Origin of the sequence: Aestuariivita sp., assembly GCF_021404545.1 — a bacterium.
In the GTDB taxonomy this organism is placed as follows: Bacteria; Pseudomonadota; Alphaproteobacteria; order Rhodobacterales; family Rhodobacteraceae; genus Aestuariivita.
On the sequence record NZ_JAAWWD010000039.1, the window covers coordinates 43,580 to 65,657 of the forward strand.

24 protein-coding genes are annotated in these 22,078 nt (G+C 61.2%); 15 read left to right on the forward strand and 9 right to left on the reverse strand.

The window, feature by feature from the left end:
• Positions 1-24: 24 nt before the first annotated feature.
• The 5 genes from HEP69_RS13360 (at position 25) to HEP69_RS13380 (ending at position 6,122) form a co-directional block, all read left to right on the forward strand.
• On the forward strand, positions 25-1,344 hold the full coding sequence (locus HEP69_RS13360) for a glutamine synthetase family protein (protein WP_290559040.1): 1,320 nt from the start codon (positions 25-27) through the stop codon (positions 1,342-1,344).
• A 60-nt stretch (positions 1,345-1,404) separates the two neighbouring features.
• Complete coding sequence (locus tag HEP69_RS13365; RefSeq protein ID WP_290559041.1) at positions 1,405-2,085, forward strand: type 1 glutamine amidotransferase; 681 nt, start codon at positions 1,405-1,407, stop codon at positions 2,083-2,085.
• On the forward strand, positions 2,085-3,449 hold the full coding sequence (locus tag HEP69_RS13370) for a glutamine synthetase family protein (protein WP_290559042.1): 1,365 nt from the start codon (positions 2,085-2,087) through the stop codon (positions 3,447-3,449). Before HEP69_RS13365 ends, HEP69_RS13370 begins: the two co-directional genes overlap by 1 nt.
• 57 nt (positions 3,450-3,506) lie before the next feature.
• Positions 3,507-4,811, forward strand: a complete 1,305-nt coding sequence (locus HEP69_RS13375; protein ID WP_290559043.1) for an FAD-binding oxidoreductase — start codon at positions 3,507-3,509, stop codon at positions 4,809-4,811.
• 120 nt (positions 4,812-4,931) lie between these two features.
• Entirely contained in the window at positions 4,932-6,122 is a 1,191-nt protein-coding gene (locus HEP69_RS13380; protein ID WP_290559044.1) for an aminotransferase class I/II-fold pyridoxal phosphate-dependent enzyme, read from the forward strand.
• A gap of 281 nt (positions 6,123-6,403) precedes the next feature.
• On the opposite strand, the gene phaR is transcribed toward HEP69_RS13380, so the two are convergent.
• The 3 genes from phaR to phaC all read right to left on the reverse strand — a co-directional run bounded on the left by phaR (position 6,404) and on the right by phaC (position 9,606).
• Positions 6,404-6,967 carry a polyhydroxyalkanoate synthesis repressor PhaR gene (phaR, locus tag HEP69_RS13385; RefSeq protein WP_290559045.1) on the reverse strand — a complete coding sequence of 188 codons (564 nt, stop codon included), beginning with the start codon at positions 6,965-6,967 and terminating at the stop codon, positions 6,404-6,406.
• Positions 6,968-7,222: 255 nt separating this feature from the next.
• Positions 7,223-7,669 (reverse strand): phasin family protein, encoded by a 447-nt coding sequence (locus tag HEP69_RS13390; RefSeq protein WP_290559046.1) that lies wholly within the window; start codon positions 7,667-7,669, stop codon positions 7,223-7,225.
• A 131-nt stretch (positions 7,670-7,800) separates the two neighbouring features.
• The gene (gene phaC, locus HEP69_RS13395; protein WP_290559047.1) at positions 7,801-9,606 is read right to left on the reverse strand and encodes a class I poly(R)-hydroxyalkanoic acid synthase; all 1,806 of its coding nucleotides are present in this window, start codon (positions 9,604-9,606) and stop codon (positions 7,801-7,803) included.
• 109 nt (positions 9,607-9,715) lie between these two features.
• On the opposite strand from phaC, the gene phaZ reads away from it, so the two are divergent.
• Complete coding sequence (gene phaZ / locus HEP69_RS13400) at positions 9,716-10,987, forward strand: polyhydroxyalkanoate depolymerase (protein WP_290559048.1); 1,272 nt, start codon at positions 9,716-9,718, stop codon at positions 10,985-10,987.
• A 6-nt stretch (positions 10,988-10,993) separates the two neighbouring features.
• The gene (locus HEP69_RS13405; RefSeq protein ID WP_290559049.1) at positions 10,994-11,599 is read left to right on the forward strand and encodes a DUF6151 family protein; all 606 of its coding nucleotides are present in this window, start codon (positions 10,994-10,996) and stop codon (positions 11,597-11,599) included.
• Positions 11,600-11,603: 4 nt separating this feature from the next.
• On the opposite strand, the gene HEP69_RS13410 is transcribed toward HEP69_RS13405, so the two are convergent.
• The 4 genes from HEP69_RS13410 to HEP69_RS13425 form a co-directional block, all read right to left on the reverse strand.
• A complete protein-coding gene (locus tag HEP69_RS13410; RefSeq protein WP_290559050.1) occupies positions 11,604-12,335 on the reverse strand; it encodes an alpha/beta hydrolase in 732 nt (243 codons plus the stop codon).
• A 65-nt stretch (positions 12,336-12,400) separates the two neighbouring features.
• Positions 12,401-13,015, reverse strand: coding sequence for a hypothetical protein (locus tag HEP69_RS13415; protein WP_290559095.1), 615 nt, complete (start codon positions 13,013-13,015; stop codon positions 12,401-12,403).
• A gap of 97 nt (positions 13,016-13,112) precedes the next feature.
• Complete coding sequence (locus tag HEP69_RS13420) at positions 13,113-13,859, reverse strand: alpha/beta hydrolase (protein WP_290559051.1); 747 nt, start codon at positions 13,857-13,859, stop codon at positions 13,113-13,115.
• A 1-nt stretch (position 13,860) separates the two neighbouring features.
• Positions 13,861-14,679 carry a creatininase family protein gene (locus tag HEP69_RS13425; protein WP_290559052.1) on the reverse strand — a complete coding sequence of 273 codons (819 nt, stop codon included), beginning with the start codon at positions 14,677-14,679 and terminating at the stop codon, positions 13,861-13,863.
• Between the two features lie 111 nt (positions 14,680-14,790).
• Here HEP69_RS13425 and HEP69_RS13430 point away from each other — a divergent pair, with 111 nt between their 5' ends.
• The 7 genes from HEP69_RS13430 (at position 14,791) to HEP69_RS13460 (ending at position 20,827) form a co-directional block, all read left to right on the forward strand.
• The gene (locus HEP69_RS13430) at positions 14,791-15,534 is read left to right on the forward strand and encodes a metalloregulator ArsR/SmtB family transcription factor (protein ID WP_290559053.1); all 744 of its coding nucleotides are present in this window, start codon (positions 14,791-14,793) and stop codon (positions 15,532-15,534) included.
• On the forward strand, positions 15,534-15,944 hold the full coding sequence (locus HEP69_RS13435; protein ID WP_290559054.1) for an MAPEG family protein: 411 nt from the start codon (positions 15,534-15,536) through the stop codon (positions 15,942-15,944). The genes HEP69_RS13430 and HEP69_RS13435 overlap by 1 nt, the downstream gene beginning before the upstream one ends.
• A gap of 136 nt (positions 15,945-16,080) precedes the next feature.
• Entirely contained in the window at positions 16,081-18,042 is a 1,962-nt protein-coding gene (gene thrS / locus HEP69_RS13440; RefSeq protein WP_290559055.1) for a threonine--tRNA ligase, read from the forward strand.
• A 222-nt stretch (positions 18,043-18,264) separates the two neighbouring features.
• Entirely contained in the window at positions 18,265-18,552 is a 288-nt protein-coding gene (locus HEP69_RS13445) for a DUF2282 domain-containing protein (RefSeq protein ID WP_290559056.1), read from the forward strand.
• A gap of 102 nt (positions 18,553-18,654) precedes the next feature.
• Positions 18,655-19,512 carry a DUF692 domain-containing protein gene (locus HEP69_RS13450; protein WP_290559057.1) on the forward strand — a complete coding sequence of 286 codons (858 nt, stop codon included), beginning with the start codon at positions 18,655-18,657 and terminating at the stop codon, positions 19,510-19,512.
• The gene (locus HEP69_RS13455) at positions 19,509-20,255 is read left to right on the forward strand and encodes a DNA-binding domain-containing protein (RefSeq protein ID WP_290559058.1); all 747 of its coding nucleotides are present in this window, start codon (positions 19,509-19,511) and stop codon (positions 20,253-20,255) included. Before HEP69_RS13450 ends, HEP69_RS13455 begins: the two co-directional genes overlap by 4 nt.
• Positions 20,256-20,269: 14 nt before the next feature.
• On the forward strand, positions 20,270-20,827 hold the full coding sequence (locus HEP69_RS13460) for a DoxX family membrane protein (protein WP_290559059.1): 558 nt from the start codon (positions 20,270-20,272) through the stop codon (positions 20,825-20,827).
• 21 nt (positions 20,828-20,848) lie between these two features.
• Here HEP69_RS13460 and HEP69_RS13465 read toward each other — a convergent pair whose 3' ends face one another.
• Positions 20,849-21,217 carry a hypothetical protein gene (locus tag HEP69_RS13465; RefSeq protein WP_290559060.1) on the reverse strand — a complete coding sequence of 123 codons (369 nt, stop codon included), beginning with the start codon at positions 21,215-21,217 and terminating at the stop codon, positions 20,849-20,851.
• A gap of 44 nt (positions 21,218-21,261) precedes the next feature.
• Entirely contained in the window at positions 21,262-21,582 is a 321-nt protein-coding gene (locus HEP69_RS13470) for an ArsC/Spx/MgsR family protein (RefSeq protein ID WP_290559061.1), read from the reverse strand.
• A gap of 233 nt (positions 21,583-21,815) precedes the next feature.
• On the opposite strand from HEP69_RS13470, the gene HEP69_RS13475 reads away from it, so the two are divergent.
• A complete protein-coding gene (locus HEP69_RS13475; protein WP_290559062.1) occupies positions 21,816-22,022 on the forward strand; it encodes a cold-shock protein in 207 nt (68 codons plus the stop codon).
• The last annotated feature ends 56 nt before the right edge of the window (positions 22,023-22,078 follow it).

Below are 22,078 nucleotides of genomic sequence, written 5' to 3' on the forward strand. Positions count from 1 at the left end.
GAGCAAAAGACGGACGGGGCACGCATGGATATCTCCCATTTACCCACGATACGGGTCGCAACCTCGGATCTGAACGGCCAGATGCGGGGCAAACGGCTGCCCGGATCATATGCCGGGAAACTGGGCGACGGGGCGGTGCGCATGCCGTTGTCGTCCGTGAACGTGGATCTGTGGGGGGCCGATATCGAGGACAGCCCGCTGGTGTTTGACAGCGGTGACGCGGACGGCGTGATGCGGCCCACCGATCGCGGACCGGTTCCGATGCCCTGGCTTGCCGCGCCCAGCGCGCTGGTGCCGCTGTGGATGCATCATGACGATGACACTCCATTCGCAGGCGATCCGCGCCATGCTCTGGCCCGTATCGACGCGCGGTTCCGGGCCAGGGGCTGGGCTGTGATGGCCGCGACCGAGCTGGAATTCACGCTGGTCGATGACCGGAGCGATGCTCTGGCCCATCCGCCGCACCCCCAGACCGGGCGGGCGCTGGCGGGCGAGGCGATCCTGTCGGTGCGCCAGCTTGATGCGTTCGACGGGTTCTTCACCGATCTTTATGCAGGTGCGGAGGCAATGGATATCCCCGCACAGGCCGCCATTTCCGAAAGCGGTATCGGCCAGTTCGAGATCAACCTGACCCATCAGCCGCTGATGCGGGCGGCCGATGACGCCTGGCTTTTCAAGACGCTGGTCAAGGGAATGGCGCGCAAGCACGGGCTGGCCGCGACATTTATGGCCAAGCCTTTTGCGGATGATGCCGGCAATGGCATGCATGTCCATTTCTCGGTGGTGGATGGTGCCGGGCACAATGTGTTCGACGATGGCGGGCCGAAGGGCACCGCGCTTTTGCGCCAGGCGGTTGCGGGCTGTCTGGCGGCAATGCCCGCCAGTACGCTGATCTTTGCGCCGCACTTGAATTCCTATACCCGGCTGGTGCCGGGCGCCCATGCGCCTACCGGGGCGACCTGGGCCTATGAAAACCGCACGGCGGCCATTCGTATCCCCGGCGGCGCTCCTGCCGCGCGGCGTATCGAGCATCGGACGGCGGGCGGCGACATCAACCCCTATCTGATGCTGACCGCCGTGGTGGGGGCAGCGCTGGAGGGGATCGAAGCAGAGCTGACGCCACCCGAGCCAATCACCGGCAACGCCTATGCGGCGTCGGGTGTGCCGCAACTGGCCGACGACATGGGCGCGGCAATTGACGCGCTGGCCGCAGATGCGATGCTGGCACGGATTTTCCCGTCTGCCCTCATCGACAATCTGTGCCGGACCAAACGACAGGAGATCGCGCGTTTCTCGACCATAGACCCGGCCCTGCACTGGCAAACTTACCTCGAGGCGGTCTGACCCCTTGCCCAAGGGATGGTCTTTGTCATAATTTGAATTTGATCAAATTATGGGTGAGCGATGAAAATCGGTATTCTGCAGACCGGTCACGCGCCAAAAGAGCTGTTGGAGCCACTGGGCGATTACACCGACATGTTCCAGAAGATGCTGGACGGGCACGGGTTCGGCTTTGAGACATGGGATGTCGTGGACATGGACTTTCCCGATGGGCCTGATGCCGCCGATGGCTGGCTGATCACCGGGTCCAAACATGGCACCTACGAAGATCTGCCATGGATCCCGAAGCTGGAGGCGCTGATCCGGGAGATCCATGCGCAAAGGCGCCCCATGGTCGGGGTCTGTTTCGGACATCAGATCATTGCGCAAGCGCTGGGGGGGCGGGTGATCAAGTATCCCGAAGGCTGGTCCGTGGGCGTGACCGATTACATGCTTGCGGGCAAACCCGTGGCTCTGAATGCGTGGCATCAGGATCAAGTGGTCGAGCGGCCCGCAGAAGCGCGCGTGGCCGGTTCAAGCGGTTTTTGCGAGAATGCCTTTCTGGCCTATGGCGATCATATCTGGACGGTCCAGGCCCACCCTGAATTCGGTCCCGCCTTTATCGACGGCCTGATCAAGGGCCGGGGCAAGGGCGTGGTGCCCGACACCCAACTGGCCGAAGCGGCCGCCAATCTGAACGGCCCGACGCAGAATGCCGAAATGGCCGCATTCATGGCCGAGTTCTTTAAGAAAGCGAGGGCCTGATGGCCAAGGATTGGATCACGCACCTGCCTGAAGCCGCACAAAGCTATCTTGAAGGGCGCAGGCTGGATGAGGTGGAATGCATCATCTCGGACCTGCCCGGCATCGCGCGCGGCAAGGCGGTGCCCGCGTCGAAATTCGCGCGGCAGGAATACTTTCACCTGCCGGATTCGATCTTTTACCAGACGATCACCGGGGATTGGGGAGAGGCCGCGGGCGAAGAAGGCTTCATCGAGCGCGACATGATCCTCAAGCCCGATATGTCCACGGCCAGTGCCGCCCCCTGGACCGGCGACTGGACCTTGCAGGTGATCCATGACGCCTATGACCGCGAGGGCGCGCCGATCGAGTTTGCCCCCCGCAACGTGTTGAAACGGGTGGTCGAGCTTTATGCGCGAAAGGGCTGGACCCCGGTGGTGGCGCCGGAAATGGAGTTCTTTCTGGTCGCCCGCAACCGCGATCCGGCCAAGGAGATCGAGCCGATGATGGGCCGTTCTGGCCGTCCGGCAGCCGCACGCCAGGCCTATTCGATGACCGCCGTGGACGAGTTCGGCCCGGTCATCGACGACATTTACGACTTTGCCGAGGCGCAGGGCTTCGAGATCGACGGCATCACCCAGGAGGGCGGGGCCGGCCAGTTGGAAATCAACCTGCGGCATGGCGATCCGGTCAAGCTGGCCGATGAGGTCTTTTACTTCAAACGGCTGATCCGGGAGGCCGCGCTGCGCCATGATTGTTTTGCGACCTTCATGGCCAAGCCAATTGCCGATGAGCCGGGATCGGCGATGCATATCCACCATTCGGTGCTGGAGACGGAGACCGGCCGCAACATTTTCTCCGGGCCGCAAGGCGGAGAGACGGATGCGTTTTTCTATTTCATCGGGGGCTTGCAGAACCACATGCCCGCCGCCATCGCGGTGATGGCGCCCTATGTGAACAGCTACCGGCGGTTTGTGCGCGATCACGCGGCCCCGATTAACCTGGAATGGGGCCGCGACAACCGCACGACGGGCATCCGCGTGCCGCTCTCTGGGCCTGAGGCGCGGCGCGTCGAAAACCGGATCGCGGGGATGGACTGCAACCCTTACCTGGGTATCGCCGCCAGCCTCGCCTGTGGCTATCTGGGCCTGGTCAACGAAGAGCGCCCCGACAAGAGCTTCAAGGGTGATGCCTATGAAGACAGCGAGGGCGACCTGCCCCGCATCATGGGTGAGGCGCTGAGCATTTTTGAAGAGGCGCCTGAATTACACGACGTTCTGGGACCGGAGTTCGCGCGGGTCTATTCGATCGTGAAACGGGCCGAGTACGAGGAGTTCCTGCAGGTGATCTCTCCGTGGGAGCGGGAGCATCTTTTGTTGAATGTCTGAGCGGGTGGCGGAGGTCGTGTTGCGTATTTTTGGCAAGAAGAAGCACGGGGGCACGCGGTGAACCTGCTTTATGCCAATGATCAGGCGGGGACATATCCGCGAAGCTGGTATGCGGCGACGGCGCAGGCCGCGCCGGAGCGGGCCCGGCTGGACGCAGATATCAAGGTCGATGTCTGTGTTGTCGGCGCCGGATATACCGGCCTGTCGGCAGCGCTGCATCTGGCCCAGGCGGGCCTTTCGGTTGCGGTGCTGGAGGCACATCGTGCGGGCTTTGGTGCATCGGGGCGCAATGGCGGGCAGTTGGGGTCGGGCCAGCGCGCCGATCAGGATAGTCTGGACAAGATGGTCGGGCGCGATGACGCCGACAAACTCTGGCGCCTGGCCGAAGAGGCGAAGGATCTGGTCAAGGATCTGATCCAGCGACACCGGATCGACTGCGATCTGAAACCCGGGGTGGCCAACACCGGCTTTTCCAAGGCCGAGATGGACGAGTTGCACGATTACGCCGAGCGGGTGCAGGTCCGCTATGGCTATGACCAGGTGGAACTGCTGGACCCTGCGGCCTTTGCCGCCGTTTGCCCGTCTCCGGCCTATCATGGCGGCACGCTGGATATGGGCGCGGCGCATCTGCATCCTCTGAACTATGCGCTGGGGCTGGCGCGCGCGGCCGAGGCGGCGGGCGTACGGATCTATGAGGGCACGGAAGTCCTTGATATCGACGGCGGGTCGCCCGCAGGTCTGCGCACGGGCCAAGGGCGTGTCACAGCGGATCATGTGATCCTGGCCTGTAATGGCTATCTTGGCGGGCTGAACCGGCAGGTGGCCGCACGGGTGATGCCGATCAACAATTTCATCGCAGCGACGGAGCCGTTGGGTGACGAGGCCGGGCGTGTGCTGGCCCGGGACGTGGCGGTCGCCGACAGCAAGTTCGTGGTGAACTATTTCCGTCTCAGCGGTGACCGAAGGTTGCTTTTCGGCGGCGGCGAGACTTATGGCTATCGCTTTCCGCGCGATATCGCGGCGCTGGTGCGCAAACCGATGACAGAGATCTTCCCGCATCTGCGGGATGTGAAGATTGACTATGCCTGGGGCGGCACGCTGGCGATCACCATGAAACGCCTGCCGTATCTGGCGCGGCTGGCGCCCAACATCCTGACCGCTTCCGGCTATTCCGGGCATGGTGTGGGCACCGCCACCCATGCGGGGCAATTAATGGCCCGCGCGATCCAAGGCGAGGTTGAGGGCTTTGACACAATGGCGCGCCTGCCGTCCGCCCCATTTCCCGGCGGGCCGAAGCTGCGCTCCCCGCTGCTGGTGCTGGCAATGAGCTGGTACGCGTTGCGCGACCGGCTGGGCCTTTAGGCTCAGGCGGCCTCTCTTCACGACAGGTTTGTGAAAATCCGCGCTGCCGCGGGGTTGGGGCTTTTGTCATCCGCAGTTCTGATTTATATTTCTGGAAACTCTGATTAAGGAAATCCGAATATGCGACAGGCACCCGATGTCCATCAGGCTGAACCCATCCCCGAGGCTGCCCGCGCCGGGCTTGAGGCGCTTTTGCAGTCGGGTGATCTTTTTCGCTATACCGCGCCTGAAAACGCACCGGTCTCTCTGCTGGAGGCGGAATTTGCCGAACGGATCGGCGCGACATACGCGCTTGCCGTCTCATCCTGTTCTGCCGCGCTGTTTTTGTCGCTCAAGGCGCTTGGTCTGCCGCGCGACGCGCGTGTCCTGATCCCGGGTTTTACCTTTGCGGCGGTGCCGTCCTCGGTGGTGCATGCCGATTGCATCCCCGTCCTGTGCGAGGTGGGTGAGAATTACCGCGTCGATCTGGCGGATTTCGAGGCCAAGCTGGACACCGTGCAGGCGGTGATCATCAGCCATATGCGTGGTCACACCAGCGATATGGACGCCATCATGGGCTTGTGCGATGCGCGGGGCATTCCGGTGATCGAAGATGCCGCGCATTCGCTGGGCACCACCTGGAACGGGCGCAATATCGGTACGATTGGCAAGATCGGCTGTTTCTCGTTTCAATCCTACAAGATGATCAACGCGGGTGAAGGCGGCATCCTGATCACGGATGATGCCGATCTGGTGGGGCGCGCGATCATCATGTCGGGCGCCTATGAGCATAATTGGAAAAAGCACCCCGTGTTGCAGGACGCCTTTGCCCGCTGGCAGAACCAGTTGCCGCTTTATAATCTGCGGATGTCGAACCTTTCCGCTGTGGTGATCCGCCCGCAATTGCCGGAACTGGCGCGCCGGGTGCGCGACGGACGGGCCAATCATGACTATGTCGCAGAACGGCTTGAAGCGTCGCCATATGTCACGGTCCCTGCCCCTCTGGCACCGGAACAGCGCGCGCCGGATTCCATTCAGTTCAACCTGTTGGGGCTGGATCAGGACGACATCCGTGCTTTTGCCGAGGCTGCCAAGACCCGAGGAGTGGCCGTGCAGGTCTTTGGGCTGTCGGCCGACAATGCGCGCGCCTTCTGGAACTGGCAGTTTCTGGGGGATCTGCCGGATCTGCCCCAGACACGCGCGATGCTGATGCGGGCTTGCGATGTGCGGCTGCCTGTCCGGCTGACCCGGGCGGAGCTGGACGCGGTGGCCGATATCCTGCTGGAGGCCTTGGCGGAGGTCACCGGACCGGTGCGCGCCTACGGTACCTGAGGGGGTCTGTCATCTATGGGGCTGACGCGACACCACGGCGGTCGGGGGCGATCCGAGCGATCGAATGGAACACCCAAAGTCCAGGCCGCCGTGATCCGATCGACAAGGATCGCATCAGTGGCCGCAGTCCGTTTTTCCAGGCACTGCAGGTGCGTGCCAGACAGGCGCGCCGGTTGAGAATGACGTCTTGACCTTGACCGGAGACACCCCGCATCGGCTGTCGCGATGTAAGCGCCAGGTTTCAGACGGGGACGGGTGATGCAGGTTTCGGTCGGGACGCTTTAGCTGAGTTTCGACAGTTTTTGCTGCAAGTCGGCAAGCTGCTTTTTGATGTCGTCGAGATCTTCGCCCGTGGCCTCGTCATCGGCCTGGACCTCGGGGGCCGGACCGGATGGCCCCCATTTGCCGGCCATCGCCCCCGTCATCGCCTTGATGAACGCTTCTTGCTGGGCCTGAATTGCCTCGAACCCGGGCATTTTCGACATCGGATTCATCGCCGTCATATTCTCGACCATCTTGGACTGGCTTTCGCGCAGCATCGCGAACGAGCTTTGCAGGAATTGCGGCATCATCCCGCCCCCGGGGATCATATAGCTGCGCACCAGATCGTTGAGCACGTTGACAGGCAGCACATTCTCGCCCCGGCTTTCGTGTTCGGCAATGATTTGCAGCAGGTATTGCCGGGTCAGATCGTCCCCGGATTTCAGATCGACGATCTGCACCTCACGGCCATCTCGAATAAACCCCGCGATATCTTCGAGTGTCACGTAATCGCTGGTCTCGGTGTTATAGAGACGCCGACTGGCATAACGCTTGATCAGCAGGGGTTTTTGTTCTTCGGCCATGTCTTTCACTCCCCGGACATGATGCAGTGCAGCAAGCCTATGCCAGCGTTGTAGAAAAAGAAAGGGCGCTGAAATAGGTGCAAGGCGTGGCCCCGGTCCGAACCTGCGTCACGGCACTGGACCTCTGGGCCACCTAGCGGCAGGGCCCCCAAGCATCTGTCCGAACCGCCCGACACAAAAAAGGACAGGTCCGAAGACCTGCCCTTCTCGCGTTTGCACCTGGTTGGGAGGAGAGGGTGCAAATTTGAGTGTGTGTTACTTGGCAGTGGCTTTCTTGGCCGCCGCAGTCACCTCGGTGGTGGCTTTTTTCATGGCCGAGGCTGCGTCTTCCGACAGATCTTTGCCTGCGGCCATCATCAGCTCGACGGTGTCCATCTGGACTTTCTTGGCGATCTCGGCGAAAGCGGCCATGTTTTCGGCGGCCACTTCAGCGGAAGCGGAGGCGAAATCGGTCATTGCTTTGGCGTAATCGGCAGGCTCTGCCTTGGCTTTGGACATCTCGCCCATTTTGGCGATGGTGTCTTTGGTCCATTTGCTGGAAATCTCGGCCGATTTTTCGGCAGCTTCCAGAGCAACGCCCGACAGTTTCTCGTTCAGTGTCGCGGTGGTCTTGAACGCGTCTTCCATTGCGGCTGTATCAACCGGGAATGCGCCCATCATGTCTTTCATCACAGCGGTGAAATCTTGTGTGGTCTTAGCCATTGATCCGTTCCTTTCGTGCGCCTTGCGGGCCCACCCCGCTCCTTGCGTCTGAAATGAATATGTATTCTGCGGTGCAGCATTTCAAGTATTTTTTGCTGCACCGCAGAAAAATCTACGAAAATCTTTTGAAATCAACCGCTTGCCTTGACAGCAACATAGCTTCCGGGAGCGTCTTCGAGGACGGGATGTCCCGAATCACCCGGAATACGAGCGGCAACCTTCTTGCCCGACCGTCGTTTCAACCACTCATCCCAGCGCGGCCACCACGATCCTTTATGGAACTCCGCGCCCTCCATCCAATCGTCAGCCGAAAGGCTCAGATCGCCATTGATGTAATGGCCGTACTTCTCCTTTGTGGGCGGATTGACGATGCCTGCGATATGACCGGATTCGCTGACCACAAAGCTTTTGTTCTTTGACCCCATCATCTGCACGCCCCGGTAACAGTCTTTCCACGCGGCGATGTGGTCGGTCTCGCAGGTGATCGCATAGACCGGGACATCCACGTCGCGCACATGCAAGGTCTCGCCGAACAGATCATAGCCGCCTTCGGTGAATTCATTCCGCTGGCACAGGCTGCGCAGATATTGCATCGCCATCTTCGCGGGCAGGTTCGCCCCATCGCCGTTCCAGTAAAGCAAATCGAAGGCCGGCGGCGTCTCTCCCATCATATAGCTGCGGATCGCGGGGGCATAAACCAGGTCGGTGGACCGCAGATACGAGAATGTCCGCGCCATGATATAGGACGGCAACATGCCCTTTTCGGCGACTTCCTCTTCGATCCCGTCGATGAAATCGTCCTGCAGGAAAGGCGTGAATTCGCCCTGATCCGAGAAATCGGTCAGCGCGGTAAAAAAGGTGGCCGATTTCACCGATTTGTCGCCACGCTTTTTCATCAGCGACAGGGTCAGCGACAGCGTCGTACCGGCGATACAATAGCCCACGGCGTTGACCTGTTTGACATTCGTGATCTCCTTGACCTCGCGAATGGCGGTCAGGAACCCGTCCTCGATATAGTCTTCCATACCGATGTCGGCATAGCTGGCATCGGGGTTGATCCAACTGACCACAAACAGGGTATAGCCCTGCTCGGTCACCCATTTGACCATGCTGTTCTGGGCCTTGAGATCGAGAATATAGTATTTGTTGATCCATGGCGGAAAAAGCACGATGGGCGTTTCATAGACGGTGTCGGTGGCCGGTTCGTACTGGATCAGCTCCATCATCCGGTTGCGATAGACGACCTTGCCCGGCGTGGTCGCGATGTTGGCGCCCAGCTCGAACGCGGTGTCATCGGCCAGCTTGACCACCAGCTCGCCGTTATTGGCCTCCAGATCGGCGATCAGGTTTTCCAGCCCCTTGACCAGGCTTTCGCCTTCCGTGGCCACCGCTTTTTCAAGCACATCCGGGTTGGTGGCCAGAAAATTCGTGGGCGACATCATGTCGACGATCTGCTTGGTGAAATAGGTCAGTTTGCGCCGGTCTTTGGCCTCCAGGTCTTCCAGCCCGGTCACCGCCTCTTCCAGCGCCTTGGCGTTGATGAGATATTGCTGCTTGATGAAGTTGAAATAGGGGTGACTGTCCCAGAGCGGATTGGCAAAGCGGCGGTCCTTGGGGCCCGGATCCGCGGGCGCCTGCAATTTGCCTTTGGCCAATGCCTGTTGCGCCTCGACGAAATGCAGAACCGATTTCGACCAGTAGTCGATCTGGTGTTCGATAATCTTGGCGGGATTCTGCACAGCCTCGGCCCAATAAGCCGTTGCTGCTTTTGCATAAAGCTCTTGATTCGGACCGTCCAGAGCCGGGTGATGCGTGGTTTTGTTCGACACCACGTCGATCAGACGTTTTGACAGCGCTTCCACCTTTGCCAGATTTTCGGTAAGCTGTTCAAGGTGTTCGCCGCTCATCTCAACCGCGTTATCATCGACAGTTGTCATTTTAACTATTTCCCCCTAACCTCGCTGCTATGCAGAATACCGTCGCCGGTTTCGGGAGGCAAAGCGACGAAAAGTCCGACCCTCCGGGGTTAACTTCAAGGAGAGCCCGATGCGCTACATGATGACGTATGATCTCATGGAAACCGCCCGAAATACAAACCAATGGTTGGGTGCAACTGCGCAAGCCATGGCATCCTACCCTATTTTCTCGATGTTTCCAAACCCCGGCCTGCAATGGATGGCCGCCTGGGGTGAAGTGACCGAACGCACGTTTCAGCGCATGGTGGTCAAACCCGATTGGGGCATCCGCACATTCACCTGCGAGGATGGCAAGGATCACCTGGTGAATGTCGAAACGGTGGTCGAGCGGCCCTTTGGCGATCTGATCTATTTCAACGTGTCGGGCCGCAAGAAAAACACGCGCAAGGTGTTGCTGGTGGCGCCGATGTCGGGGCATTACGCAACGCTGCTGCGCTCGACCGTGAAATCGTTGCTGGTCGATTGCGAGGTCTATATCACCGATTGGCACAATGCGCGTGACATCCCGGTCAGCCAGGGCAAATTCGATGTGGAGGATTATACGCTCTACCTCGTTGATTTCATGCGGGAGCTGGGGCCGGACACCCATGTGATCGCAGTCTGCCAGCCCGCGCCGCTGACCCTGGCCGCGACCGCCTATCTGGCCGAACAGGATCCAGACGCGCAGCCCGCGACGCTGACCCTGATCGGTGGTCCCATCGACCCCGACGCCACCCCCACCGAAGTCACCGATTTCGGGCGCCGCGTCACGATGGGTCAACTCGAAGAGACGATGATCCAACGTGTCGGGTTCAAGTATCCCGGCGTCGGGCGCATGGTCTATCCGGGCCTCTTGCAGCTTGCCTCGTTCATGTCGATGAACGGCGAACGCCACAGCCAGGCCTTTAACGATCAGATCAGCCGGGTCAGCAAGGGCGAGGCGTCCGATCACGACGCCCATAACCGGTTCTATGACGAATATCTCGCCGTGATGGACATGACGGCCGAATTCTATCTGTCGACGGTTGAGCGGATCTTCAAGAACCGCGAGGTCGCCAAGAATGAGTTCATGGTCGACGGCCACATGGTCGATATCGGCAAAATCACCCGTGTGGCGGTCAAAACCGTCGAAGGGGCAAACGACGATATCTCGGCCCCTGGTCAATGTGTGGCCGCCCTCGATCTTTGCACCGGTCTGCCGCCCGAGAAGAAGGCCAGCCATCTTGAACCGGGTGCGGGGCATTACGGCATCTTCGCAGGGCGCAGCTGGCGCGACAATATCCGCCCGCTGGTTCTGGAATTCATTGACGCAAATAGCGGCAAGAAGGGCAGAAAGCCGGCCAACAAAAACGCGGCGGCCTGATGCGCCATGCCACAGAGCGCAGATAACCGGTTTTCCTGCGCTTGCGGCACTCTGACCGGGCATGTACGAAACATGAGTCCGGGCACCGTTGTGCGCGCGGTCTGTTTTTGCGCCGATTGCCGGGCCGCCGACCTCAATCTTGGTCAACCGGACCCGGCCAAGACCGGGGTAGATCTGGTACAGGTCAGTCCTTCGGATGTCAGTATCGACAGCGGCGAGGCACATCTGGCGCTGTTTCGTCTTTATCCATCCGGGTTGCTGCGCTGGTACGCCGATTGTTGCAAGACACCGATGTTCAATACCACAGCGACCCCCAAGATCAGACTGGTTGCGGTGCGGACAAACCGCATCGACCACCCCGAACGGGCGGGGCCGGTGCGCGCGCGGGCTTTTGTACCCAAGCGCAAGGGTAAACGGGGGCATGAACACCCAATGCGGATGATATGGCCCGTGGCCGTCCGTTCCCTCGCAGGGCTGATCAGCGGCGATTGGCGCAACACAGTGTTCTTCGACCCCGAGACACGCAATCCCGTGCGCGATGCCACGATCCTCACTCAGGACGAGCGGAGTGCGCTGGGGCTGCGCCCGCAGGCTGTCGGTCCCGCGGGCTGAACTCTCAGCCCAAAATCAGCGGCTGAACCAGCCACGCGTTGAGCGCTCGCAACGTCGCCTGCGGCTGCTCGACCATGGGCATCCGGCCCGCATCCTCGATCATGTGCAGCCGGGCCTTGGGGATCAGATCGGCCATGAATTGCTGGCGCTTGGGTGGAATGGCGCGATCCTCGGCCCCGCCCATCACGGTGGCGGGCACCTTGATCCGGCGCAGCTCCCCCTGATAGTCGCGCCGCCGCTGCATCGCACGGGTCTGGCGCACGAACAACTCGGCCCCCAGATCCTGCGCCATGGTACGGATCAGGGACTGTACCTCCATCCGACCGGGTCCGGGGGCCAGATGGTCGGGCGGAAGGACCTGCGCCATGACATCGTCCAGCCGCCCACTGCGGGCGCGCACGATCTGCAAGTCCCGTTCGGCGGCGATGGCGGGGGTGTCAGCCTGCGGGTCGACCCCCATCAGCGCGATCCGGTTCACCCGTTCCGGCGCCCGGCGCAGGATCTCGATCGCGACCGTACCGCCCAGCCCGACACCAGCCAGCGCCATGCGTTGCGGCAGCGCATCCAAGAGGGCCGAGGCCATCTCCTCGATGCGCTCGCCCACCACGGCAGGCGCGATCATGACTGCGCGTGACGCGGATAACGCATTGATCTGATACTGGAATACCCGGGCATCGCACATCAGGCCGGGGATCAGAACCACCGCTTCTGCCACGTTTTCCGTCCCCTGCCCCATGGTTGCCGTTCCGTTGCCAAGTGATGGGCGAAAGACAGGCCACCGGCAAGCCGGAAATGCGGCATTCAGGGCATTGCGATCCCCCGGAATGGCGGGAAGTCGCTGTAGCGGGCCTGCCGCGCCTCTACTCGTTCGGAGGGTTCGGCACCTGGCCGCAAGAGACAGCCGCGCGGCGCGATATAGCTGTCAATCCGGCGGCGCGGCACCGCCCGCCAGACCAGGTTGAACGCGCAAAGCTTGGGAAAGAACCAGATTTCGGAGTAATCCAGATGGTCGTGCATCCACCAGGCCAGATCCCGCCAGTCGCGGCCCTGATCGTACTGATCGGAAAACCACGGGATCACGACAGAAGCGCCCGCAACCCGCCCCTCCCCGCTGGCCCAGTCCCAGATATGGCACTCCAACGGATTGTCGTTGCGTGCACAGTTCAGCCGGTTTTCATTGCCGAACCGGTTGAGCCTGCGCGAGCGGTACCCCGAGCGCACCGCAACCCGGCCAAAGGTCTCTTCCAGAGGATCGAGCAGGGTCTGGCAGAACGCGCGCCCAGTCTCGATGGCCAGATCGGGATCGTCGGGGATATTCTGGATTTCGTGGAAGTTCCCGATCTCGGAGTAAAGAAACTCCCGCATGAAGAAATGACGCGACAGCCGCACCCGGCCCAGCGTCTCAAGGCTCCACATCGACCCGGGTCTGCGCATGTCGGTGGCCTCTCTGATCGGGTTGCGCGGTTTGAGGCGGTCAGAGTTGCGCCGAAACAAGCCTTTGTAAAGCCGCCGCCTATCGCTGTGACAGTTCGGCCACCGCCGCCTCGATCATGCCCAGGCACGGCCCATCCGAGAACCGGTGATCGGCATCCTTGACCAGTGTCAGGCGCATATCGGGACAGTCCGCATGCTCCAGCAGCCGCAGCGCCGTTTGTGCGCTGACCGCCGTGTCCGCCGTGCCCTGAAGGCAGCGGACCGGGAAGGGCAAGACCAGCGGGCTGCGCAGCACCAGATGGTCGCGCCCATCCTCGATCAGACGCCGCGTGATGACATAGGGGTCCATGTAATCGGATGGGCGTTCCACTTGGCCCACAGCCTCAAGCGTCTGTTTTTCGTCCTCGGTGAAGCTGGCCCAATAGCCGTCTTCGGTGAAATCCGGGGCTGCCGCGATCGTGATCAGACCTGCGATCCGCTGAGGCCGCGCACGCGCCAAGAGCAGCGCTTGCCAGCCGCCCATGGACGAACCCACGACGATCAGCGGCCCTTCTGTCAGCGCATCAATCGCTGCCAAGGTGTCAAGATGCCAGTCCCCGATCGCGCCATCCTCGAACCGGCCCGAGCTCTCACCATGGCCGGAATAGTCGAACCGCAGATAGGCCTGCCCGCGCGCACGGGCCCAGGCCTCAAGATGCACCGCCTTGGTCCCCTCCATGTCGGATTTCAGCCCGCCCAGGAAAACGATGCATGGCCCCGCACCCTGCGTCCGGTGATAGGCCAGCCGCCGCCCCTGCGCGGTCTCCAACATGCCCTGCGCGGCCATGTCACACGTCCTTTCGGAAGGCCACACCAGCCAGCCTGTCGCCGCGCATGTCCTGGGGCGCGACCCATGTTTCGGGATCGGCGATCAGATCTGCAACCGCCTCGGCGCCCACCTGCAAGAGCCGCTCGCCCTTCTCGGCGGTGGATTTACCCGGCAGACCCGCGACCCCGTTCGCGGTCACATGCGCAAAGGGCCGCCAGCGATAAGACGCCTCGCCCGCGCCCAGAAACTTGGGCCCGTCCATTGGCGTATTCAACGCGGCCAGATCGGAGCTGTCCACCAGATCGGGCTCACACACCATCATCATCGAGGTTTCGGCCTCGCAGGCATGCATGACGCTTGGCTGATCTTCCAGGATCTCGCCATAGCGCGCACCGGCCTCCGACACATAGGTCGTGGCAACCAGCGTGGCGGGGCAATCGGGCGACAACTCATCGAGGATCTGCTGCATCGCGATGATGTTGCCGCCATGGCTGTTGGAGATCAGGATCTTGCGAAACCCCTGCCGCACCAGTGCCGTGATCAGATCGGCGACCAGCGCGCGGAATGTGGCGTGGCTGACCGTCAGCGTGCCGCCAAAGGGCATGTGATGCTCTGACAGGCCCGACCACACGACCGGGGCCACGACCGTGGGCTGCCGCGCAAAGGCCAGGCGTGCGGCACGCAGGGCAACCTCATGGCCCAGCCTTGTGTCGGTCATCACCGGCAGGTGCGGCCCGTGCTGTTCAATCGACGCGACGGGCAGAATCACCACGGCCTCCTGTTCGGCCAAGACGCGCAGTTCCTGCGCTTTCAAACGTGTCCAATCCACTTCGGTCATGCCGTGCTCCATTTAGTGTTTCGCCTATTCTGCATGGGGTTGGGGCACCTTCAATGCGATTTTTAAGTGACTCTATTGTCACGTGACTTGATAGTAACCTATAATGATACCATGGATGCGATCTTCAAAGCCCTCAACGACCCGGCCCGGCGCGCGCTGCTGGACAGCTTGCGCCGCAACGACGGGCAATCCCTGAGTGATCTGGAAGAGCAGCTGGACATGACCCGTTTCGGTGTCATGAAACATCTCAAGGTTCTCGAAGACGCCCATCTCATCGTCACGCGCCGCTTGGGGCGGTTCAAATACCACTATCTGAACGCACTGCCGCTGCAGGAAATGACCGACCGCTGGGTCGCACCGTTCTTGCGACCGCAGGCGCAGGCGCTGAGTGACCTCAAATCACGACTGGAGAGAGAGACAGTAATGGGTAAACCCGATTTCATGATGCAGACTTTCATCCGATGCACACAGGACGCGCTGTGGGATGCGTTGACCAAGGCCGATCAAATGGCGGCCTATCACTTCATGTGCAACGAGGTGCGCGGCGATGCGCGCCCCGACAACGTGACCGAGTTCATCCTGCCCGACGGCAACCCGATGCTGCGCCAGGTCACCACCGAGATGGACCCCAAAACCCGTATCGCCATGACGTTCGAGCCGAAATTCATGGGGCCTGACGCACCTGCCTCGCATATGGTCTATCTGATCGAACCGCAGGGCGACAGCTGCAAGCTGACGATCGAGCATTACGATATGGCACCGGGTCAGGAAGGGTTTGCCGAAGGCTGGGCGCGTCTGGCCGCCAGCCTCAAATCCTATCTGGAGACCGGCACTGCGATGAAGGCGGCGATGTGATGGAAAGCTTTCCCACCGAACTGGGCGTTCTGACCTGCCTGATGATCCTGGCCGTGTCGATGTGGATCCCCTTTATCGTCGGCATCAATGGCGAAGAGGGGGACCCGGACAATTTCGGCCGCCCCGTCGATCTGCGCACGCTGCGACCCTGGGTCCACCGGGCGCACCGGGCCCATCTGAACCTGCTTGAGCAGGCGATGCCCTTTGCGGTGCTTGTGCTGATCGTGCACGCGCTGGACGGTTTCACCGTGCTGACCTACTGGACGGCGATTGCATTCTTCTGGCTGCGCGTGATCCATGCGATCGGCATGACCGCAGGCTTTCTGGGCATGCCATTGCGCCCCATCGTCTTTACGCTGGGCTGGCTCTGCTGCCTGATCATGGCCTATGCGGTGTTCGCCGCCGCCTAAGTGACCGGGCCACCTCAGATGCAGCGGGGCTGTCAGGCAGATGCTTGACAGCCCCTTTCCTTGGCGCCATTGAAGCCGGATCGACATACCCGCAACCGGGCGTTCCGTGGGCGCCAAACCGACGAGGAGGCTTTTGATGGCCCAAATCTCACTCACCTTCCCCGATGGCAATGCACGCAGCTTCGACGCAGGGGTAACGCCCGCCGAAGTCGCCTCGGGCATCTCGACCTCTCTGGGCAAGAAAGCGATCAGCGCGACCGTGAACGGTCAGCATTGGGACCTGCAATGGCCCATCCAAGAGGACGCGCAGATCGCCCTGCACACCATGAAGGATGACGCGCAGGCCAACGAGCTGGTTCGCCACGATCTGGCCCATATCATGGCCCGTGCCGTGCAGGAGATCTGGCCCGCGACCAAAGTCACCATCGGGCCGGTGATCGAAAACGGCTGGTATTACGACTTCGACCGCGAGGAGCCCTTTACCCCCGAGGATCTGGAGCGGATCGAAGCAAAGATGAAAGAGATCATCAACAAGCGCGATCCCGTCACGACAGAGGTTTGGGAGCGTTCCAGGGCGATTGAGTTCTACAACGCCAATAATGAACCCTATAAGGTTGAGCTGATCGAGGCGATCCCGGGTGACGAGCCCATCCGCATGTATTGGCATGGGCATTGGCAAGATCTGTGCCGGGGTCCGCATCTGCAACATACCGGTCAGGTTCCGGCGGATGCCTTCAAGCTGATGTCCATCGCAGGCGCCTATTGGCGGGGCGACAGCGACCGCGCCATGCTGCAACGGATCTATGGCGTGGCATTCACCGGCAAGGAAAAGCTCAAAGCCCATCTGCACATGCTGGAGGAGGCCGCCAAGCGCGATCACCGCAAACTGGGCCGCGAGATGGACCTTTACCACATGCAGGAGGAAGCGCCCGGCCAGGTCTTCTGGCACCCCAATGGCTGGATGATCTACACCCAGCTTCAGGACTATATGCGCCGCAAGCAACGCGCGGGCGGATACGTTGAAATCAACACCCCGCAAGTCGTTGACCGCAAGCTGTGGGAGGCGTCGGGCCACTGGGACAAGTTCCAGGAGCATATGTTCATCGTGGAGGTCGAGGAAGAGAGCACCTCCGACAAGGGCATCAACGAAAAGCGTATGAACGCCCTGAAACCGATGAATTGTCCCTGTCACGTTCAGGTTTTTAACCAAGGGTTAAAGTCTTACCGTGATCTTCCTCTGCGTATGGCCGAATTCGGATCATGCAACCGGTACGAGCCAAGCGGTGCGTTACACGGAATAATGCGCGTTCGCGGATTTACGCAGGACGATGCGCACATCTTTTGCAGAGAGGACCAGATCGAATATGAGACCAAGCGCTTTATTGACTTCCTCAGCGACATCTACCGCGACCTTGGATTTGAAAGCTTCAAGGTCAAGTTCTCTGACCGGCCCGACCTGCGCGCCGGATCGGATGCCGTCTGGGACAAATCCGAAAACGCCCTCAAGGCCGCCACGACTGCCGCAGGTTGTGCGTTCGAGCTGAACCCCGGCGAAGGGGCGTTTTACGGCCCAAAGCTGGAGTTTGTGCTGACCGACGCGATCGGGCGGGACTGGCAATGCGGCACGCTGCAGGTGGATTTCGTGCTGCCCGAGCGGCTGGACGCCACCTATATCGGCAGCGACGGGGCCAAGCATCGCCCGGTCATGCTGCACCGCGCGGTCCTGGGCTCGTTCGAGCGGTTCATCGGTATTCTGATCGAGGAACACGCGGGCAAGCTGCCCTTCTGGCTGGCACCGCGACAGGTGGTTGTCGCGTCCATCGTGTCAGAGGCCGATGCCTATGTGCATGAGGTGGTCGCGGCCCTGACCGCCGCCGGTGTCCGGGCAGAAGCCGATATCCGCAACGAGAAGATCAACTACAAGGTCCGCGAACACTCTGTCGGCAAGGTGCCGGTGATTCTGGCCGTTGGTCACCGCGAGATCGACGACCGGACCGTAACCCTTCGGCAACTGGGCGAGAAACAGACCCGCGTGGAAACACTGGCAGATGTAACAAAGATGTTGGCGGGTGCGGCAACGCCGCCGGATCTTTTGTAACAATTAATACGAAACAGCCATAAATCGGGCCTCCAGCGCGGGGTCCGATTGAAACAATTCGATCACAATCGAGTATTTTCAATATCTTACAAGGCGTCCGAGCGTCACATGCATTGACGCAGGCGTGAGACACAGGCTCGTGAATTCACATCGACCGTTGGTCCCCAGTACCTTATTGGTGTCGAACACAGACACCCATTACCAACCCAAGGGGAAATGAAGATGTCCAATACCATGAAAACTCTGGCCGTCGCTGGCGCCGTCGCTGCCGCTCTGGTCGGTCAGACCACCACCGCAAGCGCACAAGCCAAGGAAAAATGCTATGGTGTGAGCCTGGCTGGCCAGAACGACTGCGCCGCAGGCCCCGGCACCACCTGCGCGGGCACCTCGACCGTGGATTATCAGGGCAACGCATGGACATTGGTCGACGCGGGCACCTGCGCCGAGATCGACTTGCCAGATGGCCGTATCGGCTCGCTCGAAGCGCTGGATCGTGACCTGCCCAGCTAACGACATCTGGTGTGGTCCGGTCTCCCTCGTCCGGGCCACGCCGGTTCTTCAAGCTTGAACACGGGCCTCGACCGGTTCCCAGTTTTTGCGGAGAGTTGCGAAATGCTTGACGCCACCCCCCGATACGACCGGCTGCCCAACGCCCCCGGCGTGGGATACAAACCTCAGCATTTTGCCCAGATTCTGGACGATCCCGGCCCGGTTGAATGGCTGGAGATTCACGCCGAGAACTACATGGGCGAGGGGGGGCGACCGCTGGCCCAGTTGCGCGCGCTGTCGGAGCGGTTTGCCATCTCGGTGCATGGCGTGGGTTTATCCATCGGGGGGGAGGGCCCTCTCGATCCCGACCACCTGGCGCGGCTGAAAAAGCTGGTGGGCTGGTTGAAACCGGCAAGCTTTTCCGAGCATCTGGCCTGGTCCACCCATGGCGCGGAGTTCCTCAACGATCTTTTGCCCCTGCCCTATACCAACGCGACCCTGACCCGCGTCGCCGCTCACATCGACCAAGTGCAGCAGGTCGTTGGGCGGCAGATGCTGTTGGAGAACCCCTCAAGCTATCTCGCCTTTGCCGAAAGCACCTGGTCGGAGACGGATTTTCTGGCCGAGATCGCGCACCGGACAGGGTGCGGCCTGCTTTTGGACGTCAACAACGTCTTTGTCTCGGCCACCAATCTCGGGTATTCACCGCAAGGCTATATAGATGCGTACCCTCTTGATAAGGTAGGGGAAATCCACCTGGGCGGCCATGATGAAGACCAAGACGACCACGGCGCGCCGCTGTTGATCGACAGCCATGGCCGCGCAGTTGTCGACCCGGTTTGGGCGCTTTTGGATCATACGCTGGATCGCTCTGGTCCGCGTCCCACCCTGGTTGAATGGGATACCGATGTGCCCGATTGGCCGGTTCTGGCCACCGAAGCGGCACGCGCAGCAACCGCTCTGACCCGGATTGCCGCATGACCGTCTCGCAAAGTGCGTTTCGCTCGGCCCTTCTGGATGGTGCTGAACCCGTGCCCGATGGGCTGATCGACGGGCTAAAGCGCCCCGCCGGGCGACGTTACAACGTCTATCGCAACAACGTCGCCGTTTCCCTGACCGAGGCGCTGCGCGAGGGATTTCCCGTTGTAACAAAGCTGCTCGGACAACAGAACATGGATGGGCTTGCGGGACTTTTTCTGCGCGCGCACCCACCGCAATCGCCGTTGATGATGTTTTACGGCGCCAGCTTTCCCGCGTTTGTCGCCCAGATGCCGCAGCTCCAGCATCTGGGATATCTCGGGGATGTGGCCCGTCTGGAACTGGCGCTGCGCAGCTCGTATCACGCCGCGGATACCGCGCCCATCGACCCTGCCACGCTGGGCTCTCTGACACCCAAAGCACTGATGGCGGCACGGCTGACCCTCGCCCCGGCAGTCCGGCACCTGCGGTCGATCTGGCCGGTTCACAGCCTGTGGCGGTTCAACACCGAACCAGGCGCGCCCAAGCCCAAGCCGCAAGCCGAGGATGTCGTGATCCTGCGCCCGGAATTCGACCCAATGCCTCACCTCCTGCCCGCAGGTGGCGGCGCGTTCATCGACGCGCTCCGGACGGGTGCGACGCTGGGAGCCGCCCATGACGCGGCCCTTGCCGAGACGCCGCAATTCGATCTGACACCCGTTCTTGCGCTGCTGATTGACGGCGGCGCCATTTGCGCCCTCAACTAGAAAGACCCAAGGCCATGTCCGCACTTACCGCTTTGTACAACGCCATTTTCAACCCTCTGGAACGATCCGCCGATTGGCTGCTGCCGACACTGGCCAGGTTTGTCTTCGCCTCCACGCTGCTGTTTTACTTCTGGGCCTCGGGGATGACCAAGCTTGGCGATGGCATCTTCGGGATCTTCCAACCGTCGCTGGGCGCCTATGCCCAGGTCTTTCCCAAAGCGATGGAAGCCGTCAGCTTTGATGTCAGCCAGTTGACCCTCTATCACTGGGCGGTGGTGACCGCAGGCACGGTGGCCGAGTTCGTGCTGCCCCTGTTGATCGTGGTCGGGCTGCTGACGCGGCTGGCCAGCATCGGGATGATCGGGTTCGTGATCGTCCAATCCTTGACCGATCTTTACGGCCATGGCGGCATCGCCCATATCGAAACGCTGGGCGCGATGTTTGACCGCATCCCGGACGGCGTGATCCTGGATCAGCGCATGTTCTGGATGTTCGTGCTGATCGTGCTGGTGCTGAAAGGCGGCGGGCCAGTCTCGCTGGACCGGGTGTTTGGCAATCGGCGTGCCGCCTGACGCTGCATGGCCGCAAGGCGCCTAGAAATGCGCCTTCGGCTCATCCGGTTTGCCTGCCGCCACGGCCAGCACACCCGCCACACCGGCAAAGGCAATGGGGAACATGGTAAAGACGTTGAACCCAAACCCGTAATACATCCCCGCTGCCGATAGCAGCATCAGCGCCCCGCCCCACAAGGCGCGCATCCGCGCCATGGCGCCACCGGCAATGGCCAGCATCGGTGCCATCAGAGACACTGTGCGGATCAGCTCCACATTGCTGACATGAGTGGCGATGCCGTCGATCTCGCCGAAATGCTCGACCGCGGCGGTATAGCCATAGCCGAAAAAGCCGACGACCATGCCGGTCAGCCCGGCGATGATCCCCAAGATAGCGGCGGCGCTGCGCATGCCTGTCTCTCCTTGTCTTGCCAGAGTGTCACCTAAGGCCTGGATCAGCCGACGCCAAGGGCCGTTCGCGTGGCCGGTGTCCACCCCAGATACAAGACACCCGCATCGTCCCGGATCAACGGACGCTTCATCAATGCGGGATGTTCGGCCAAAAGCGCCGCGGGATCCCGGCCCCGCTCTGCCTCGCTCAACCCCCGCCATGTGGTCGAGCGGGTATTGACCAGCGCCTCGCCGAATTGTGCCAGCGCGGCCTCGATGACGGGTGGCTCGACGCCCTCGGCGCGCACATCGACCAGGCGCGCGCCGTCTAGCACCTTAAGCGCCTTGCGGCAGGTATCGCAGTTTTTCAGACCATAGAGGATCATCGAGATCTCCTGTTTCTTAAGCAGATTTTCGTCATTCTTGAATCGACTCCTGCCTTTTTCTTGATTTTTCGCTGTGTCGTGCAATCTTTTTCAGAGGGAGACAGTTGAGAGGTGAACAAAGTGGTCGGTTTCGCAAGGCATGACCCTTGATCCCTCACAGTGTTCCGAACTGGGTGACGGGGGGCGCGCCAGCCCTCTGAAAAGAGTGAGTAAGTCAGAAGGAGACACGGGACATGCCGACAGGCACCGTGAAATGGTTCAACAGTACAAAAGGCTACGGCTTCATCGCCCCGGACCAGGGGGGAAACGATGTGTTTGTGCATATTTCGGCTGTTGAACGGTCGGGGCTGCAAGGTCTCGCCGATAATCAGAAAGTGTCATACGAACTTCAGGACGGTCGGGATGGCCGCCCGATGGCTGCGGATATCAAGACACTTTAGACCGCGCAACACCTGGCGCGCGGCCTGACAAAGACGCGCGCCGCGACCGCAGCGGA